This window comes from Pseudomonas sp. GZD-209, assembly GCF_049310485.1.
Lineage (GTDB): Bacteria > Pseudomonadota > Gammaproteobacteria > Pseudomonadales > Pseudomonadaceae > Aquipseudomonas > Aquipseudomonas sichuanensis.
This window is the reverse complement of record NZ_JBMOWQ010000247.1, coordinates 15,161-33,503: the sequence shown is the minus strand read 5'-3', so window position 1 is coordinate 33,503 and position 18,343 is coordinate 15,161. Positions and strand designations below refer to the sequence as shown.

The following is an 18,343-nucleotide window of genomic DNA, read 5'->3' as shown; positions in this document are numbered from 1 at the left end:
CCCACGCTATTACTCGGGTTGTGTGCTGACCCTGCTCACCACCTTGCCGACCGTCAGGCCTTGAATCAGGATCGACGACAACACCACGATGTAGGTGATCGACAGCAGCAGGTCGCGCTCTTCACCTAGCGGCAACGACAGCGCCAGCGCCACCGAAACGCCCCCGCGCAAACCACCCCAGGTCAGCACACGAATGGTGCCCTGCGGCACCGTGCGCCAGCGGCGCAGCAGCAGGATCGCCGGCGCCACGGTCAGCAGGCGCGAGGCCAGCACCGCCACCGCCAGCACGCTACCCGCCGCCAGGTGCAGCCAGTTGAACGGCAGCAGCAACAGCTCCAGGCCGATCAGGGCGAACAGCAGGGCGTTGAGCATGTCGTCGATCAATTCCCAGAACCCGTCCATGTAGCGGCGGGTCATGTCGTTCATCGCCAGGTTGCGCCCCAGGTTGCCGATGATCAGGCCGGCCACCACCATGGCGATCGGCGCCGAGACGTGCAGTTCGTAGCACATCGCCGAGCCGCCGATTACCAGCGCCAGGGTCAGCATCACCTCGACCTGGTACTGCTCGACGCTCTTGATCATGCGGTAGGTGGCATAGCCGATCAGGCCACCGAAGACCACGCCGCCAATCGCTTCACGGGCGAACAGCAGGGCCGTGTCGGCAACGCTCGGCGTCTCGCCCTGCTGGATGATGCCCAGCAGCACGGTGAACACCACCACCGCGGTGCCGTCGTTGAACAGCGACTCGCCGACGATGGTGGTCTTCAGCGGTTTCGACGCGTTGGCGGTACGCAATGCGCCGAGTACGGCGATCGGGTCGGTCGGCGAGATCAGCGCGCCGAACAGCAGGCAGTAGATCAGTGGCACGTTCCAGCCGAACAGGCCGAACACCCAGTGCGCCAGGTAGCCGATCACCACGGTGGCGATCAGCACGCCGACGGTGGCCAGCAAGCCGATCGGCCAGCGGTAGCTGCGCAGGTCGGCAAGGTTGACGTGCAGGGCGCCGGCAAACAGCAGGAACGCCAGCATCCAGTGCATCAGCAGGTCGTTGAAGTCGATCTGGTTCATCAGCCCTTCGACGCGTTCTTCAAGGCCGGGGAAGCCGATCAGGCTCAGGCCCTGGAGCATCAGGGAGAACAGCAGCGCCGTGACCATCACGCCGATGGCGGGTGGCAGGCCGATGAAGCGGTAGTTCACATAGGTGAGGAGGGTGGTGAGGCAGATAAACGCGGCAACTAATTCAAGCATCCTGAATCCTGTGACAGTGGCTTCCAAGTCGTTACCCGAATGGTTCGGGCAGTTCTTGGATGATCTGGCACGGCACTCGGGACACACCTTATGACCAGAATTGTCGGGATGGTTCCGATCATCGCGGGGGGGGGGGAGGGTCGCGGTACGGCGGTGATGGGGGGGGTGGGAGAGAGAGGTGGCTACTTTCGCTAGCCCCCCCCCCCCCTCCTTTTTTGCTCGGGGCGTTTTCCCCCCCCCGCGATGAGGCAAACGCTTTACCAGGCTATATAGTGATCGCCAGATAAAACAGACAAGGATCTCAAGGCGTGCTGGCAACCTCCCTCGTTCTGATCGCAGCCCTGCTGCACGCCACCTGGAACACCCTCATCAAATTCAGCGGCGAGCGCCTGCTGGTGATCGCCAGCATGGATCTGGTGGCACTGGTGTTCGCGCTGCTGGCCGTGGCCTTCGTCGACTTCCCGCCGGGCGAAATCTGGCCTTGGTTGCTGGCGTCGGCGCTGGCCGAGCAGTTGTATCGCGTGCTGCTGATCAAGGCCTACCGGGTCGGTGACCTGGGCCTGGTCTACCCTCTGATGCGCGGGCTGTCGCCGCTGGTGGTGCTGGGGCTGACCCTGGCGTTCGCCGGTGAGTCGCTCAGCCAGCAGCAGATCATCGGCATCCTGCTGATCCCCTGTGGCATGGCCTGCCTGCTGTGGCAGGGCGGCGGCGGCGACCGGTTGCCTTGGTCGATGTTGCCGGTGGTGGCGCTGATCGGCCTGTGCATTGGCTGCTACACCTGGTTCGACGGCCAGGCTGTGCGCCTGTGGGGCAAGCCGTTGGATTACCTGGTATGGCTGACCCTGCTCAGCGCCTGGCCTTTTCCGTTGCTGGCCGGCGTTGCCCGGCGTGCACCCTTCATGCTGTTCTGGCGCACCCAGTGGCGCCTGGGCCTGGCGGTGGGGGTGTGCGTGCTGTTGAGCTATGCCCTGGTGCTGTGGGCCATGCACCTGGGGTCGGTGGCCGAGGCGGCGGCGTTGCGCGAGCTCAGCGTGATCCTTGTGGTGCTGCTGGGCATGCGCTACCTCAAAGAACCTTTTGGCGGGCCGAGACTCCTAGCTTGCGGGCTGGTGCTGGCGGGCATGCTGGTGATGAAGCTCTGACCGATCATTTTTGAACAAGGAGTCCTGTCCATGACCGTAGCCCTGTGGTGCATCCTGATTGCCCTGGTCCTGCCGCCGCTGTGCGCGTTGATCGCGAAAGTGAGCAGCGGGCGCTTCGGCTTGCGTGACAACCATGATCCGCGCGCCTTCCTCGACACGCTGTCGGGGCTGCCGCGACGGGCCCATGCCGCTCAGCAGAACGGCTATGAGGCATTCCCGGCGTTCGCTGCGGCGGTGCTGGTGGCGGATATCGTCGGCAACGCCGAGCAGGTGACCCAGGACGTGCTGGGCGTGATGTATATCACCAGCCGGTTGCTCTACATCATCTGCTACCTGGCCGATTGGGCGGCGCTGCGCTCGATCGTGTGGTTCGCCGGGCTGGCGTTGATCGTGGCGTTTTTTGTCGTGTCGGTCTGAGACCGAGTGACCTTCTTCGCGGGTCAAGCCCGCTCCCACAATGATCGGCAATCCTTGTGGGAGCGGGCTTGAGATCGGAAGAGCCCCACCCCCAAAAGGCTTACCCCCTTTGGGGGAAGTTGCTTCCCCCCGCGATGTGGCCCTCAAGGCACCTTCGGCACCTCGGGCAGCGCTACACCCTTGGGCCACAACATCCAGATCTGCCCCTGCTGCTTCATGTTGCCCGCCAGCTCGCCGGCTTCGGGCCCAGTGCCCCAGAACAGGTCCGCACGCACTTCGCCGGTGATGGCGCCGCCGGTGTCCTGTGCGCCTACCGGGCGTACCACCGGGCTGCCGTCAGGGCGGGTGGTGGACAACCACAACAGGCTGCCCAGCGGGATCACCTTGCGGTCGATGGCCACGCTGTAGCCTGCGGTCAGGGGTACGTTGAGCGAGCCGCGCGGGCCTTCGTTGCTGTCCGGGCGGGTGCTGAAGAACACGTAGCTGGGGTTGCTCGCCAGCAGCTCCGGTACCCGTTGCGGGTTGGCCTGGGCCCAGCTGTGGATGCTGCCCATGGTCACCTCTTCTTTTTTCAGCTGACCCTGCTCCACCAGCCAGCGGCCGATTGGCCGGTACGGGTGGCCGTTCTGGTCGGCATAGCCCAGGCGCAGTTGGCGCCCGTCGTCCAGTTGCACCCGGCCGGAGCCCTGGATCTGCAGGAACTGCAGGTCCATCGGGTCGGTCAGCCAGGCCAGTACCGGCGCCTTGGCGCCGTCGCGGTTGATGACCTGGGCGGTGTCGTAGGGCTTGAGCACGCGGCCTTCGAGGCGCCCGCGCAGGCGCTTGCCCTTGAGCTCGGGGTACACGCTGGCCAGGTCCACCACGATCATGTCCTCAGGCACGCCATACACCGGCACCTGGGCCGCGTCGGTGCGTTTCAGGCTGCCCGGATAGACTGGCTCGTAGTAGCCGGTAATCAGGCCGTTGGCATTGTTTTCGGCCGAGCGCAGGCCATACACCTGCAGGTTCTGTTCGAGGAAGGTGCGCACCTGCGCGGCGCTGGCCGTCGCCGTGCCGGCCGCTTCACAGGTAGGGGCCCACACCGGATCACGCTTGAGTTTCTCGCAGCCGTTGCGCCAGGCGTTGAAGCCGGCCAGCAGGTCGTCGTCGCTGACCGCGGGCAGGTCTTTCCAGGTGGCGGGGGCGTAGGTGGCGATGGCGTGGGGTTCGGGCTTGGCGTTTTCGCCGCCGTTGCAGCCGGCCAGCAGGGCCAGGGCCGGAAGCGCCCAGGCAAGATGGCGCAATGCAGATGTCATGAGCGTGGTCCTGTGCGGGGTGAACATGAATATTCGCCCTTGTTTTCTGTGTGGCTATTGGTCTTTGGCCGATGGGCGGCGATACTGGCGCCCCGTTGTTCCCGGCCAAAGAGACCATGATGTTCAAGCGACTGTCCGTAGTACTGCTGGCTGCCCTGGCCCTGACCGCCTGTGACCAGGTCGACCCCAACTCGCCGCTGGGCCAGCGCAAGGCGATCTTCAAGGCGATGCTCAAGACCAGCGAGGACCTCGGCGGCATGCTGCGTGGCCGGCTGCCATTCGACGGGGCGAAGTTCGCCGATGGCGCGGTGAAGCTCGATGGCCTTGCCCACCAGCCCTGGCAGCATTTTCCGCAGGTACGCGACGAGGGCGACAGCAGTGCCCGGGCGGATGTCTGGGAGCGTCAGGCGCGGTTTCACGACCTGGCCCGGCAGCTGGAAGGGGTCACAGGCGAGCTGGTGGACGTGACTCGCAGCCAGCCGTTGGAGGCCGCGCAGCTCAAAGGGCCGATGGACAAGGTCGAGGCGGCGTGCAAGGCCTGTCATACCGAGTTTCGCAATCATTGAGATGAGGACGGGGCATTGTGGGAGCGGGCTTGTCCCGCGATGGCCTCATCGCGGGACAGCTGCTAGTATGCTCCGATCTCTCCTCCCCCCCCCCCCCCCACCCTCCCCCCCCCCCCCCCCCCCCCCCCCCCCCCCCCCCCCCCCCCCCCCACAACGCTTCGCGCCTGCATGAGACGGGTCGGCTAGCGCTCCAGCTCGTCCACCGCTTCCTGCAGTTCCTTCTTGGCCTCGGCGAGCTTGTCCTTGCGCTTGTTGATCTTCTCCGCGTCGCCTTTCTTCATGGCTTTGTCCAGGTCTTTAGTGCGCTGGTTCACTTCGTGACGGGCGTCGAGCACCTTCTGCTCGCGCTCCTTGCGCAGGCCGGCATCGGTGCAGTGTTCGGTCACTTCGCCCAGGGCCGTTTCCAGCCCGGCCAGTTGCTCTTTGTTGTCATGGGCGCGGGCCTGTTCGATCTGTTCGCTGATGGCCTGACGCTTGGCCGCGCATCCAGTCAGCGCCGGCTGCTCTTCGGCAGCCATCAGCGGGCTGGCGACGAAACCCAGCAGGGTGGTCAGGGCGAGGGACGAAAGCAGTTTCATCAAGGGCTCCATTCGGGGCAGGGCAGCAGAAAGCGGAATGCTGCCCTGATCCGCGAAATTTAGAAACCCTCGATTGCATGTTGTCGCAGCTGCAGGGCCAGGGCCTGTACCTGCTCATGGTTGAAAAAGCCACGCAATTGCGTGGCCCGACCAGGGCCGATGCCGGGCTCGGCAAGCCATTGCTCAATGTTTCTGGAGGCCAGGGTGGGCCAATCGGGCCCAAGCTTGAGGGCGGCCGGGGCGGGTACGCCGAGGGCGCGTAGCCAGCGTTCGAACGGCTGCTGGCGGGCTTGGGCGAAGGCGTGTTGCAAGTGATCGGCGCGGGTCTGGGCAATGCCGGGCAGGGTCGCCAGGGTGTCGCGGTCGAGGTCCAGCCAGTCGGCCAGGGTCGTCAATCGCCCGCTGTCGATCAGCCGCTGCCAGGTGCCTGGCCCCGTGCCAGGCATGTCCAGCCCCTGCTTGCCGCTGAGCCAGGCCAGCCGGGCAAGAAACTGTTGCTGGCAACCCTCGCTGGCCTGCCAGCAGCTCAGTGCGTGATGAGCTGCCGGGTCTGGCACGATGACCGGTGTTCGCTGTGGGCTGCGGTGTACCACGCTTTCCAGGCGTGGAATGGTCAGGCCCGCCAGGCTCACCGCCACCTGGTCGCCCGGGCGAATGTCCAGTTGCTGCCAACGCGCCAGCGAGCCCAGGCTGAGCTGGCTGATTTTCCGGTCATCCAGACGCAGCGGTTCGAGCTGCAGCAGCGGGGTGATGCGCCCGGTGCGGCCGATGCGAAAATGCACCCCGCGTACCTGTGCCAGTGCCTGCCTGAACGGGTACTTCCAGGCGGCGATCCAGTAAGGCGTGCGGGCTTTCCAGCGCTCGGCCGGTGGTCGGCTGTCCTGGCGCAGGATCACGCCATCGGTGGCGAAGGGCAGGGCGGCGCGATACCAGTGCTGGCGCCAGTGTGCGGCCTCCTCAAAGGTGCTGATCGCCACGCTGTGGCGCAGGCTGTCGGCAAACCCCAGCGTTGCGAGCTGCTTCAGGCGTTCGGCCTGGGTGTCCGGGCCAGTCGGCCAGACCCAGACGAACAGGCCGATACCGGCGCCCTGCTCATCGCTCAGCTGCTTGCGCGCCAGCAGCCCGGCGACGATGCCGCGCGCGTTGGCGCTGCCGGCCTCGGCCTGCACATGGCCTTCGAGGCGCCAATACAGCTCGCCCTGGAATACCGTGTCCAGCGGCTGTGGCAGCTCATGCAGGAGGCCGCTCAAACGGGGGATATGCCGGCTCCAGTCATGCCCCTGGGTGCCATCGCCACGGCTGAGCAGCTGGCTCAACCGGCCCTGGCGAAAGATCAGCGACACGGCCACGCCATCGACCTTGGGCTGTATCCACACGTCTTTCTTGCCCTGTAACCAGCTGCGCACGGCCTGCTCGTCGGCCAGCTTGTCGACGCCGGTGTGCGGCACAGGATGAGGGATCGGGCCGCGAGCGCTGGCCAGCGGGTTGTCACTGCCAGGCAGGTTGAAACAGGATTGCAGGCCTAGTAGTTGCTGGCGGCTCTGGTCATAGAGCTCGTCCGCCACAAGGGCAATGCCCTGGCGGTAATAGTGGTCGTCCCAGCGCGCCAGGGTCTGGCGCAGCTGGGCGGTTTCAGCGCGGGCGCGTGCTGTGTTCCAGTCGGGACAAGTCTCGGCATTGGCCGGGGCGAGGTAGGCGCACAGCAGAACAAACAGCAACCTGGGCGACATGGCCGGCATCCTTGCGTGGCGAAAGGGAATGCTCAGCCTAGGCACGGCTGGGCACCCGCAACGCGTCGGATTGTCATGCGATATTTCATGAAAAAGGCCCCTGCCGATCACTCGGCAGGGGCCTTCCTGTACCGCCGTAGGAGGTTTACAGGCCGGCAGCGGCGCGCAGGGCGTCGGCGCGGTCGGTGCGCTCCCAGGTGAAGGTGGTGAAGGTGTCGTCGCCGACGGTCTTCTGCTGCGGGGTACGGCCGAAGTGACCGTAGGCAGCGGTTTCCTGGTACATCGGGTGCAGCAGGTCGAGCATGGTGGTGATGGCGTACGGACGCAGGTCGAAGCACTCACGCACCAGCTGGATGATCTTGTCGTCGGAGATCTTGCCGGTACCGAAGGTGTTCAGCGAGATCGAGGTAGGCTGGGCCACGCCGATGGCGTAGGACACCTGGATCTCGCAGCGCTCGGCCAGGCCTGCGGCGACGATGTTCTTGGCTACGTAACGGCCAGCGTAGGCGGCCGAGCGGTCGACCTTGGACGGGTCCTTGCCGGAGAACGCGCCACCACCGTGGCGGGCCATGCCGCCGTAGGAGTCGACGATGATCTTGCGGCCGGTCAGGCCGCAGTCGCCCACCGGGCCACCGATGATGAACTGGCCGGTCGGGTTGATGTGGAACTGGGTGTCCTTGTGCAGCAGCTCGGCCGGCAGGGTGTGCTTGACGATCAGCTCCATCACCGCTTCCTGCAGGTCTTTTTGCGACACTTCAGGGTTGTGCTGGGTGGACAGGACCACGGCGTCGATGCCGACGACCTTGCCGCCTTCGTAACGGCAGGTGACCTGCGACTTGGCATCCGGGCGCAGCCACGGCAGCAGGCCGGACTTGCGCGCTTCGGCCTGGCGCTCGACCAGACGGTGCGAGAAGCAGATCGGTGCTGGCATCAGCACGTCGGTTTCGTTGCTGGCATAGCCGAACATCAGGCCCTGGTCGCCGGCACCCTGGTCTTCCGGCTTGCTGCGGTCGACGCCCTGGGCGATGTCCACCGACTGCTTGCCGATGATGTTCATCACGGCGCAGGTGGCGCCATCGAAGCCGACGTCGGAGCTGTTGTAGCCGATGTCGACGATGACCTTGCGCACGATGTCTTCCAGGTCGACCCAGGCCGAAGTGGTGACTTCGCCGGCGATGATGGCGACACCGGTCTTGACCAGGGTTTCACACGCAACGCGGGCGAACTTGTCCTGGGTGATGATGGCGTCCAGCACTGCGTCGGAGATCTGGTCGGCGATCTTGTCCGGATGCCCTTCGGACACGGACTCGGAAGTGAAAAGGGAGTATTCGCTCATCTCGAGGGGTTCCTAAAATGTACCGATGTGTGTGTCGCCAGCGGCCCGCTGGAAATGCCGGACCTGGATCTGGAAACCGTTACGCAAGCCAACGTAGAGGCTGTCCCCGTGGGTCAGCCCCGCCGCCTTGGCCCAGCGGGCCAGGTCATCCTGCTCGAAGCCAAGCCAGAGGTCGCCGCAGGCATCGCGCGCCCACCCCTGGTCATGGCTGCACAGCTCGGTGACCAGCAGGCTGCCGCCTGCCTTCACCCGTTTGGCCAGCAGGCGCAAGGCCAGGGCCGGGTCGCTGAAATGGTGCAAGACCATGTTCAGCACAACGCAGTCGGCCTGCACCTCCGTTGCACCCAGTGCATCGGCCAACTGCAGGTCTACGTTATTCAGATTGTCGCGCTCGCACACCTGGCGGGCCAGGTCGAGCATGGTCGGGCTGTTGTCCATGGCCGTGACCTGGGCAAAGCGCCGGGCCAGGTCAGGCAGGAAGCCGCCATCGCCGGGGCCGACTTCCAGGGCGCTGGCAGCACTGCCAAAGCTCAGCTTGTCGAGCAGCGCCAGCAGGCTTTCGCGGTATTGCGGCAAACCGGCGATCAGGTCTTGCTGGGCGCGAAACTTTTCTTCCACGCGCAGGAAGAAGTCCTGGCTGGTAGCCGCTCTACGTTGCTGGACCTGGGCGATGCGGGTCTGCACGTCCTGCGCCAGGGCCAGTTCATCGACCTCGTCGAGCAGGGCGGCATGCAGGCGCCCGCCGGGCAGCGCGCGGCGGTAGAAGATCGCGTTGCCTTCGCGGCGAGTCGCCACCAGCTCGGCCTGGGCCAGCACCTTGAGGTGGTGGCTCATGCCCGACTGGCCGATGTCGAAGATCTGCGCCAGTTCCAGCACGCCGAACGAGTCGTTGGCCAGTGCGCGCAGCACGTTCAGGCGCAACGGGTCGCCGCTGGCCTTGCACAGGGCGGCCAGCGTGTCGCTGCGTTGAACGGGAATGGGCGCATGAAGATTCATGGGGCGCGAGTCTAGACAGGCGATGCTGTCGTCGCAATAGCAATATCAAAAAGTTTTGATATTGGCTGATCGATGGTGTCCAGGGATACCTCGTGGGAGCGGGCTTGCCCCGCGATGGCGTCAGATCAGACGCAGGAGGTGCCAGGGCTGACGCAATCGCGGGGCAAGTCGCAGCGGCGAACCGCCGCTCCCACACCGCGCTTTTTGCTCTTTTCCCGGGCAAACACAGGAAAAATGCCCGACTGCGACCATCCGTCATTGCCCCCAGCCCCCCAGTGGGCGAAAATGGCCGCCTTTTTTCGTTTCACTATCTATTCAAGCCCCAGGAGACTCAGCGATGCCCAGCCGTCGTGAACGTGCCAACGCCATTCGTGCCCTCAGCATGGATGCCGTGCAAAAGGCCAACAGCGGCCACCCAGGTGCCCCCATGGGCATGGCGGATATCGCCGAAGTGCTTTGGCGCGACTACCTGAAGCACAACCCGAGCAACCCGAACTTCGCCGACCGTGACCGCTTCGTGCTGTCCAACGGCCACGGCTCGATGCTCATCTATTCGCTGCTGCACCTGACCGGCTATGACGTCACCATCGACGACCTCAAGGCGTTCCGTCAGCTGCACAGCCGCACCCCGGGCCACCCGGAGTTCGGTTACACCCCTGGCGTCGAAACCACCACTGGCCCATTGGGCCAGGGCCTGGCCAACGCCGTGGGCTTCGCCCTGGCGGAAAAAGTGCTGGGCGCCCAGTTCAACCGTGAAGGCCACAACATCGTCGACCACAACACCTACGTGTTCCTCGGCGACGGCTGCATGATGGAAGGTATCTCCCACGAAGTCGCCTCGCTGGCCGGCACCCTGGGCCTGAACAAGCTGGTTGCCTTCTATGACGACAACGGCATCTCCATCGACGGCGAAGTGGAAGGCTGGTTCACCGACGACACGCCGAAGCGCTTCGAGTCCTACGGCTGGCTGGTGATCCGCAACGTCGACGGCCATGACGCCGACGAGATCCGCACCGCCATCGACACCGCACGCAAGAGCGAGCGTCCGACCCTGATCTGCTGCAAGACCATCATCGGCTTCGGCTCGCCGAACAAGCAGGGCAAGGAAGACTGCCACGGCGCACCGCTGGGCAACGACGAAATCGCCCTGGCCCGCAAAGAACTGAACTGGAACCACGGCCCGTTCGAAATCCCCGCCGACATCTACGCCGAGTGGGATGCCAAGGCCCAGGGCGCCAAGGTCGAAGCCGAGTGGGACCAGCGCTTCGCTGCCTACGCCGGCGCCTTCCCTGAACTGGCCAGCGAGCTCAAGCGTCGCCTGAGCGGTGAGCTGCCGGCGGACTTCGCCGAGAAAGCGGCTGCCTACATCGCCGAAGTCGCGGCCAAGGGCGAAACCATCGCCAGCCGTAAAGCCAGCCAGAACACCCTCAATGCGTTCGGCCCGCTGCTGCCAGAGTTCCTCGGTGGTTCGGCTGACCTGGCCGGTTCCAACCTGACCCTGTGGAAGGGTTGCAAGGGCGTCAGCGCTGAAGATGCCAGCGGCAACTACATGTACTACGGCGTGCGCGAATTCGGCATGACCGCGATCATGAACGGCGTTGCCCTGCACGGTGGCCTGGTCCCCTACGGCGCCACCTTCCTGATGTTCATGGAGTACGCCCGCAACGCCGTGCGCATGTCGGCACTGATGAAGCAGCGCGTGATCCACGTCTACACCCACGACTCCATCGGCCTGGGCGAAGACGGCCCTACTCACCAGCCGATCGAGCAGCTGACCAGCCTGCGCAGCACGCCGAACCTGGACACCTGGCGCCCGGCCGACGCGGTCGAATCCGCGGTGTCCTGGAAGTGCGCCCTGGAGCGCAAGGACGGCCCGTCGGCGCTGATCTTCTCGCGCCAGAACCTGCAGCACCAGACCCGCGACGCCCAGCAGATCGCCGACATCGCCCGTGGCGGTTACGTGCTCAAGGACTGCGCCGGCGAGCCTGAGCTGATCCTGATCGCCACCGGTTCCGAAGTGGGCCTGGCTGTTCAGGCGTTCGACAAGCTGAGCGAGCAGGGCCGCAAGGTCCGCGTGGTGTCGATGCCGAGCACCAGCGTGTTCGACGCCCAGGACGCTGCCTACAAGCAGTCGGTACTGCCGCTGCAAGTGGGCGCGCGTATCGCCATCGAAGCCGCCCACGCGGACTTCTGGTACAAGTACGTCGGCCTCGAAGGCCGCGTCATCGGCATGACCACCTACGGTGAGTCGGCGCCGGCTGCCGCGCTGTTCGAAGAATTCGGCTTCACCCTGGACAACATCCTGGGTACCGCTGAAGAGCTGCTGGAAGACTGATGTATCCGGGAGGCCATGTGCCTCCCACCTGATCGAGGGGGGGGGGGGGGGGGGGCGGGGGTCGTCGTCTATTTTTTGGGGGGGGGGTTTTTCTCGGCAGTTTTAAGCCCGCTCCCACAAGGCATCCCGGTGCCTTGTGGGAGCGGGCTTGCCCCGCGATGGTCGTTCAACGCACTTGCCACGTGAGTATCGAATGCCCCACCCGCGTCCCTACAAAGTTGCACTCAACGGTTACGGCCGCATCGGCCGCTGTGTCCTGCGCGCACTGTTCGAGCGTGGGGCGAAGGCCGGTTTCGAGATCGTTGCACTGAACGACCTGGCCGACCAGGCCAGCCTGGAATACCTGACCCGCTTCGACTCCACCCACGGGCGTTTCCCCGGTGAGGTGAAGGTCGATGGCGACTGTCTGCATATCAATGGCGACTGCGTGAAAGTGCTGCGCAGTGCCACCCCCGAAGGCATCGACTGGAGCGCCCTGGGCATCGACCTGGTGCTCGAGTGCACCGGCGCCTACAACACCCGCGCCGACGGCCAGCGCTTCCTCGATGCCGGTGCGCCGCGCGTGCTGTTCTCGCAGCCCATGGCCAGCGAAGCCGACGTCGATGCCACGGTGGTCTTTGGGGTGAATCAGGATTGCCTGACCGGCAGCGAGCTGCTGGTGTCGAACGCCTCCTGCACCACCAACTGCGGCGTGCCGCTGCTGCGGGTGCTGGACCAGGCCTTCGGCATCGAGTACGTGCAGATCACCACGATTCACTCGGCGATGAACGACCAGCCGGTGATCGACGCCTATCACCACGAAGACCTGCGCCGCACCCGTTCGGCGTTCCAGTCGGTGATCCCGGTATCCACCGGGCTTGCGCGCGGCATCGAACGCCTGCTGCCGGAACTTGCCGGGCGAATCCAGGCCAAAGCGGTACGCGTGCCGACCGTCAACGTGTCGTGCCTGGACATCACCCTGCAGACCGCCCGCGACACCAGCGCGGCCGAGGTCAACCGGGTGCTGCGCGAGGCCGCCCTGGATGGCCCGCTCAAAGGCTTGCTGGCCTACACCGAGCTGCCCCACGCCAGCTGTGATTTCAACCATGACCCGCATTCGGCCATCGTCGATGCCAGCCAGACCCGCGTTTCCGGCCCCCGCCTGGTGAACCTGCTGGCTTGGTTCGACAACGAATGGGGGTTTGCCAACCGTATGCTCGACGTTGCCGAACATTATCTGCACGTCGTCCACCCCACCCGCAGCAAACAGCCCTGAAGGACTGCATTCATGACCGTGTTGAAGATGACCGACCTCGACCTGCAAGGTAAGCGCGTACTGATCCGCGAAGACCTCAACGTGCCTGTGAAGGACGGTGTGGTTGCCAGCGATGCGCGTATCCTGGCCGCGCTGCCGACCATCAAGCTGGCCCTGGAGAAGGGCGCGGCGGTAATGGTCTGCTCGCACTTGGGCCGCCCGACCGAAGGCGAGTTCTCGGCTGAGAACAGCCTCAAGCCGGTCGCCGACTACCTGAGCAAGGCCCTGGGCCGCGAGGTACCGCTGGTTGCCGATTACCTCGACGGTGTCGAGGTGAAGGCCGGTGACCTGGTGCTGTTCGAAAACGTGCGCTTCAACAAGGGCGAGAAGAAGAACGCCGACGAGCTGGCGCAGCAGTACGCTGCCCTGTGCGATGTGTTCGTGATGGACGCTTTCGGCACCGCTCACCGCGCCGAAGGTTCCACCCACGGTGTTGCCAAGTTCGCCAAGGTCGCGGCTGCCGGCCCGCTGCTGGCTGCCGAACTGGACGCCCTGGGCAAGGCCCTGAAGGCCCCGGCCAAGCCGATGGCCGCCATCGTCGCCGGCTCCAAGGTGTCGACCAAGCTGGACGTGCTGAACAGCCTGAGCAGCGTGTGCGACCTGCTGATCGTCGGCGGCGGCATCGCCAACACCTTCCTCGCTGCTGCCGGTCATCCGGTGGGCAAGTCGCTGTACGAAGCCGACCTGGTCGACACCGCCAAGGCCATCGCCGCCAAGGTCAATGTGCCGCTGCCGGTCGACGTGGTGGTTGCCAAGGAATTCGCCGAAAGCGCCGAAGCAACCGTCAAGGCGATCGCCGACGTGGCGGCTGACGACATGATCCTCGACATCGGCCCACAGACCGCTGCCAACTTCGCCGAGCTGCTGAAGTCGTCGCAGACCATCCTGTGGAACGGCCCGGTCGGTGTGTTCGAGTTCGACCAGTTCGGCAACGGCACCAAGGTGCTGGCCAAGGCCATCGCCGACAGCGCCGCGTTCTCCATCGCCGGTGGTGGCGACACCCTGGCCGCCATCGACAAATATGGTGTCGGCGCGGATATCTCCTACATTTCTACCGGTGGCGGCGCGTTCCTCGAATTCGTCGAGGGCAAGGTGCTGCCGGCTGTGGCGATTCTCGAAGAGCGGGCCAAGGCCTGAGCACGAAGGCGCCTGGCAAAGGGAGCGACCTGATGGTCAAGCAATTGCCTGTGATGATGGTGGCCTTGCTGCTGGGCGCCTGCGCCAGCGACAAGGGCGCGGACGGCGAGCCGTCGCAGCGCCACAAGGGCGGCTGCTATCAGTCCCAGTGGCAGGCCGAGACGGTACCGGTGATCAACAAGCGCCTGGGCCCGGACGGCCTGGAAAAGTATGACGACGAGCACCAGCGCAAGGCGCCGGGCTGCCCTTGATCGGGCGGCAGGCAACCAAGCCTGGCTTTCGTGGTCTTGGAAGAGGGGCTGCTGCGCAGCCCTTCGCGGGTAAACCCGCTCCCACAAGGTCAGTGCATGCCCTGTGGGAGCGGGTTTACCCGCGAAGGGCCGCGCAGCGGGCCCATGACGAGGTTTTAGGATGAAAGCGCTTCTGGCCGCACTGGCCCTGGCGACCCTGGCAGGCTGCTCGCTGTTGCAGCCGGCACCCGCCCCGGTGGCGGACAACTGGACCCGTTGGGTCTGCGACAGCCAGGCCGAGGTGCTGTGGCGCTTCGCTGATGTGAAACAGGATGCGGTCGACGTGCGCCTTGGCGGCGGCGACCAGGTCTACCGGCTCAAGTCCGAGCCGGGCGCCTCGGGCGCGCTGTACAGCGATGGCGTGCTGGCCTTCCATACCAAAGGCCAGGAAGGCCTGGTGTACTGGGTGGCGACCAACGATCTGATTGGGCGGGGCTGCAAGGCACCGTGACTGGCCGGGCCGCCACGGTGGCCCACACTACTTGAACAGCAACCGCCCCTGCGGCAGGCTTGCACGAAACAAACGACGCTTGTCGGGAGAGAGATACACCATGGCACTCATTAGCATGCGCCAGATGCTGGACCACGCCGCCGAGTTCGGTTACGGCGTCCCAGCTTTCAACGTCAACAACCTCGAGCAGATGCGCGCCATCATGGAAGCCGCCGACAAGACCGACTCTCCGGTCATCGTCCAGGCTTCCGCCGGTGCCCGCAAATACGCCGGTGCTCCCTTCCTGCGCCACCTGATCCTGGCGGCCATCGAAGAGTTCCCGCACATCCCGGTGTGCATGCACCAGGACCACGGCACCAGCCCTGACGTGTGCCAGCGTTCCATCCAGCTGGGCTTCAGCTCGGTCATGATGGACGGCTCGCTCGGTGAAGACGGCAAGACCCCGACCGATTACGAGTACAACGTCCGTGTTACCCAGCAGACCGTTGCCATGGCCCACGCCTGCGGCGTTTCGGTAGAAGGCGAGCTGGGCTGCCTGGGTTCGCTGGAAACCGGCATGGCCGGTGAAGAAGACGGCATCGGCGCCGAAGGCGTGCTCGATCACAGCCAGATGCTGACCGACCCTGAAGAAGCGGCCGACTTCGTCAAGAAGACCCAGGTCGATGCCCTGGCCATCGCCATCGGCACCAGCCACGGCGCCTACAAGTTCACCAAGCCGCCTACCGGCGACGTGCTGGCGATCGACCGCATCAAGGAAATCCACAAGCGCATCCCCAACACCCACCTGGTGATGCACGGTTCCTCTTCGGTACCGCAAGAGTGGCTGGCGATCATCAACCAGTACGGCGGCGACATCAAAGAGACCTACGGCGTACCGGTCGAAGAAATCGTTGAAGGCATCAAGCACGGCGTGCGCAAGGTCAACATCGACACCGACCTGCGCCTGGCCTCCACCGGTGCCATGCGTCGCCTGATGGCGCAGAACCCGAGCGAGTTCGACCCACGCAAGTTCTTCGGTGAAACCGTCAAGGCCATGCGTGACGTGTGCATCGCCCGCTACGAAGCCTTCGGCACCGCCGGCAACGCCTCGAAGATCAAGCCGATCTCCCTGGAAGGCATGTTCCAGCGTTACCTGAAAGGCGAGCTGGCTGCCAAGGTCAACTGATCCGTTGGTAGTTGCTTGAAGAAACCCGCAGAGATGCGGGTTTTTTTATGCCTGTAACAATCCAGCGACAGATAAGGATTATTCCCACATAACCCGCAGCCATACCGTTAGTCGGCTAACATCAATTTCGATGGCGCTTAGCCATCTACCCGCGTTGCGTCTTCGGTCGCCCTGTCTAGAGTAAAGATCGGATCCAATAGCGGGCCAGGGTCGGTCTAAACATGGGAAGCAGCATGGATGTCGCTCACACACAACCTCCGGACAGTCGGTCGGTGCTACTGGTCGTAGACGACTATCCAGAGAATCTCATCAGCATGCGGGCGTTGCTGGCCCGTCAGGATTGGCAGGTGTTGACCGCCAGTTCAGGGATGGAAGCCCTGAGCGCGCTGCTCGAACACGAAGTCGACCTGGTCTTGCTCGACGTGCAGATGCCCGAGATGGACGGCTTCGAGGTTGCCCGGCTGATGCGCGGCAGCCAGCGCACGCGGCTGACCCCGATCATTTTCCTCACCGCCAACGAGCAGTCCGACGCCGCTGTACTCAAGGGTTATGCCAGTGGCGCGGTGGACTACCTGTTCAAACCCTTCGACCCACAAATCCTCAAACCCAAGGTGCAGGCCCAACTGGATCAGCAGCGCAACCGCCGCATGCTGCAGCGCCTGACCCGCGAACTGGAGTCGGCACGGGCCTTCAACGCCTCGATCCTGGAAAACGCCGCCGAAGGCATCCTGGTGGTCGACGAGGCGGGCACCATCGGCTTTGCCAACCCCGCCATCTCGCGGCTGCTCAATGCTCCGGTGGACACCTTGCAGGGCGCCCACGTGCTGGACTTGATCCAGTTGCCTTGCGCCAGCCTGTGGCGCGAGTCGGACTTCTACCAGGCGTATCTGGGCAGGCAGATCTTCCGCGTGCATGACGCCCAGTTGCGCACCGTCTCCGGCCAACTTGTGCCGGTGGCGCTGTCCTGCGCGCCGTTGCCCGTTGAACAGCGGGCCATGGTGGTGACGGTGCTGGACATGTCGGTGGTGCGCAGCCTGCATCAACAGCTTGAATACCAAGCGGTGACCGACCCGTTGACCGGGCTGCTCAACCGCCGTGGCTTCTACCAGGCCGCCGAAGGCGCGTTGCTGCGCAACGAGCGCTCGGACAAGGCCCGGGCCCTGATGTACATGGACCTGGACGGCTTCAAGCGGATCAACGACCTGCTTGGCCACGAGGCCGGCGACAAGGTGCTGCGCTGGGTGGGCGAGCAGCTCAAGGACTGCCTGGGTAACGAAGCGCTGCTGGCGCGCATGGGCGGCGATGAGTTCACCGCGCTGTTCGACGGGCTGCCGTACCCGGAGCAGGCCGGGCGCTTTGCCGAGAAACTGCTGGAGCGCCTTTCGGGTTTGCAGGAAGTGGATGGGCTGGAGGTCAGCCTGGGGGTGAGCATCGGCATTGCCACCTACCCCGATTGTGGTTCCAGCGTCGAGGGCTTGCTGCGCGCGGCGGATGCGGCGATGTACGCCGCCAAGCAGGCCGGGCGCCAGCAGTACCGCTTCTATGACCAGGAGCTCAATGGCCGGGCGCGCTCGCGGCTGATGCTCGAAGATGGCGTGCGCGCGGCCATCGAGCAGAACGACTTCAACCTGGTCTATCAACCGCAGGTGGCGTTCGGCGATGGCCAATTGCGCGGCTTCGAAGCCTTGCTGCGCTGGCAGCACCCGAGTGTCGGCGATGTGCCGCCGGGGTTGTTCATCCCCTTGCTCGAAGAAGCGCGCCTGATCAATCGCCTGGCCAGCTGGATTTACCGCAAGGGCGCCGCCCAGCGCAAGGAATGGGGGGCGCGCTTCGGCGCCCGGTTGGTACTGAGCATCAGCCTGAGCCGAGCCCAGTTCGCCATGCCGGGCCTTGCCGACGAACTGGCGCGGGTAATCGACGAATATGCCCTGTTGCCTGCCCAGTTGGAGGTCGAGGTGGCCGAGACCTCGCTGATGTACAACATCGACGCGGCGGTGAAGCAGGTGAATCGGCTGCGCGAGATGGGCATCCGTGTGGCGCTGGACGACTTCGGTGCGGGTGACTGCTCGCTGCGCATGCTGCGCGACCTGCCCATCGATACCCTCAAGCTCGACCGTCACCTGGTGGCGCGGCTGCCGGATTCGGCGGCCGACATTGCATTGGTGCGCAGTGTCATCGAACTGTGCGCGGCCTATGGCATCACCGTGATTGCCGAAGGCGTGGAGACGCAGGCGCAGGCGCAATGGCTCAAGGGCGCGGGTTGTGCCTTTGTGCAGGGTTTCCTTGTGGCAAGGCCGATGACCGCCGCCGATGCCGGCGACTTCCCGGCGGTATTCCCTTGGGGCGAGTGATTGGTAAACTCG

Annotated in this window: 16 protein-coding genes; 10 read left to right on the top strand and 6 right to left on the bottom strand. The window is 64.9% G+C overall.

The window, feature by feature from the left end:
* Positions 1 to 9: 9 nt before the first annotated feature.
* Positions 10 to 1,248: a cation:proton antiporter gene (locus ACO6VM_RS24545; protein ID WP_422403919.1), complete on the bottom strand. Its 1,239-nt coding sequence runs from the start codon at positions 1,246 to 1,248 to the stop codon at positions 10 to 12.
* A gap of 308 nt (positions 1,249 to 1,556) precedes the next feature.
* Here ACO6VM_RS24545 and ACO6VM_RS24540 point away from each other — a divergent pair, with 308 nt between their 5' ends.
* Together ACO6VM_RS24540 and ACO6VM_RS24535 are read left to right on the top strand one after the other, a co-directional pair.
* A complete protein-coding gene (locus tag ACO6VM_RS24540; protein ID WP_125465819.1) occupies positions 1,557 to 2,390 on the top strand; it encodes a DMT family transporter in 834 nt (277 codons plus the stop codon).
* 30 nt (positions 2,391 to 2,420) lie between these two features.
* Positions 2,421 to 2,807, top strand: a complete 387-nt coding sequence (locus ACO6VM_RS24535; RefSeq protein ID WP_125860750.1) for an MAPEG family protein — start codon at positions 2,421 to 2,423, stop codon at positions 2,805 to 2,807.
* A gap of 143 nt (positions 2,808 to 2,950) precedes the next feature.
* Here the strand turns inward: ACO6VM_RS24535 and ACO6VM_RS24530 are convergent, their stop codons facing one another.
* Positions 2,951 to 4,102 (bottom strand): murein transglycosylase A, encoded by a 1,152-nt coding sequence (locus ACO6VM_RS24530; protein WP_390965824.1) that lies wholly within the window; start codon positions 4,100 to 4,102, stop codon positions 2,951 to 2,953.
* Positions 4,103 to 4,221: 119 nt separating this feature from the next.
* Between ACO6VM_RS24530 and ACO6VM_RS24525 the strand changes: the two genes are divergently transcribed.
* Positions 4,222 to 4,668, top strand: a complete 447-nt coding sequence (locus ACO6VM_RS24525) for a c-type cytochrome (protein WP_401056103.1) — start codon at positions 4,222 to 4,224, stop codon at positions 4,666 to 4,668.
* 182 nt (positions 4,669 to 4,850) lie between these two features.
* Here the strand turns inward: ACO6VM_RS24525 and ACO6VM_RS24520 are convergent, their stop codons facing one another.
* The 4 genes from ACO6VM_RS24520 to ACO6VM_RS24505 all read right to left on the bottom strand — a co-directional run bounded on the left by ACO6VM_RS24520 (position 4,851) and on the right by ACO6VM_RS24505 (position 9,308).
* The gene (locus tag ACO6VM_RS24520; protein ID WP_125465816.1) at positions 4,851 to 5,246 is read right to left on the bottom strand and encodes a DUF1090 domain-containing protein; all 396 of its coding nucleotides are present in this window, start codon (positions 5,244 to 5,246) and stop codon (positions 4,851 to 4,853) included.
* Positions 5,247 to 5,305: 59 nt separating this feature from the next.
* Complete coding sequence (gene ligB / locus ACO6VM_RS24515) at positions 5,306 to 6,976, bottom strand: NAD-dependent DNA ligase LigB (protein WP_422403918.1); 1,671 nt, start codon at positions 6,974 to 6,976, stop codon at positions 5,306 to 5,308.
* Between the two features lie 145 nt (positions 6,977 to 7,121).
* Positions 7,122 to 8,312, bottom strand: coding sequence for a methionine adenosyltransferase (metK, locus tag ACO6VM_RS24510; RefSeq protein WP_279847975.1), 1,191 nt, complete (start codon positions 8,310 to 8,312; stop codon positions 7,122 to 7,124).
* Positions 8,313 to 8,324: 12 nt separating this feature from the next.
* On the bottom strand, positions 8,325 to 9,308 hold the full coding sequence (locus tag ACO6VM_RS24505; protein WP_401055503.1) for an ArsR/SmtB family transcription factor: 984 nt from the start codon (positions 9,306 to 9,308) through the stop codon (positions 8,325 to 8,327).
* A 337-nt stretch (positions 9,309 to 9,645) separates the two neighbouring features.
* On the opposite strand from ACO6VM_RS24505, the gene tkt reads away from it, so the two are divergent.
* The 7 genes from tkt (at position 9,646) to ACO6VM_RS24470 (ending at position 18,331) form a co-directional block, all read left to right on the top strand.
* Complete coding sequence (gene tkt / locus ACO6VM_RS24500; protein ID WP_401055501.1) at positions 9,646 to 11,643, top strand: transketolase; 1,998 nt, start codon at positions 9,646 to 9,648, stop codon at positions 11,641 to 11,643.
* 193 nt (positions 11,644 to 11,836) lie between these two features.
* Positions 11,837 to 12,898, top strand: a complete 1,062-nt coding sequence (gene epd / locus ACO6VM_RS24495; RefSeq protein ID WP_422403917.1) for an erythrose-4-phosphate dehydrogenase — start codon at positions 11,837 to 11,839, stop codon at positions 12,896 to 12,898.
* Between the two features lie 12 nt (positions 12,899 to 12,910).
* Positions 12,911 to 14,074, top strand: coding sequence for a phosphoglycerate kinase (locus ACO6VM_RS24490; protein WP_347150694.1), 1,164 nt, complete (start codon positions 12,911 to 12,913; stop codon positions 14,072 to 14,074).
* A gap of 32 nt (positions 14,075 to 14,106) precedes the next feature.
* A complete protein-coding gene (locus ACO6VM_RS24485) occupies positions 14,107 to 14,325 on the top strand; it encodes a hypothetical protein (protein ID WP_401055498.1) in 219 nt (72 codons plus the stop codon).
* Positions 14,326 to 14,485: 160 nt separating this feature from the next.
* Positions 14,486 to 14,815: an MliC family protein gene (locus tag ACO6VM_RS24480; protein WP_110994178.1), complete on the top strand. Its 330-nt coding sequence runs from the start codon at positions 14,486 to 14,488 to the stop codon at positions 14,813 to 14,815.
* 100 nt (positions 14,816 to 14,915) lie between these two features.
* Positions 14,916 to 15,980 carry a class II fructose-bisphosphate aldolase gene (gene fba / locus ACO6VM_RS24475; RefSeq protein WP_008093958.1) on the top strand — a complete coding sequence of 355 codons (1,065 nt, stop codon included), beginning with the start codon at positions 14,916 to 14,918 and terminating at the stop codon, positions 15,978 to 15,980.
* A 233-nt stretch (positions 15,981 to 16,213) separates the two neighbouring features.
* The gene (locus tag ACO6VM_RS24470; RefSeq protein ID WP_422403916.1) at positions 16,214 to 18,331 is read left to right on the top strand and encodes a putative bifunctional diguanylate cyclase/phosphodiesterase; all 2,118 of its coding nucleotides are present in this window, start codon (positions 16,214 to 16,216) and stop codon (positions 18,329 to 18,331) included.
* Positions 18,332 to 18,343 lie beyond the last annotated feature (12 nt).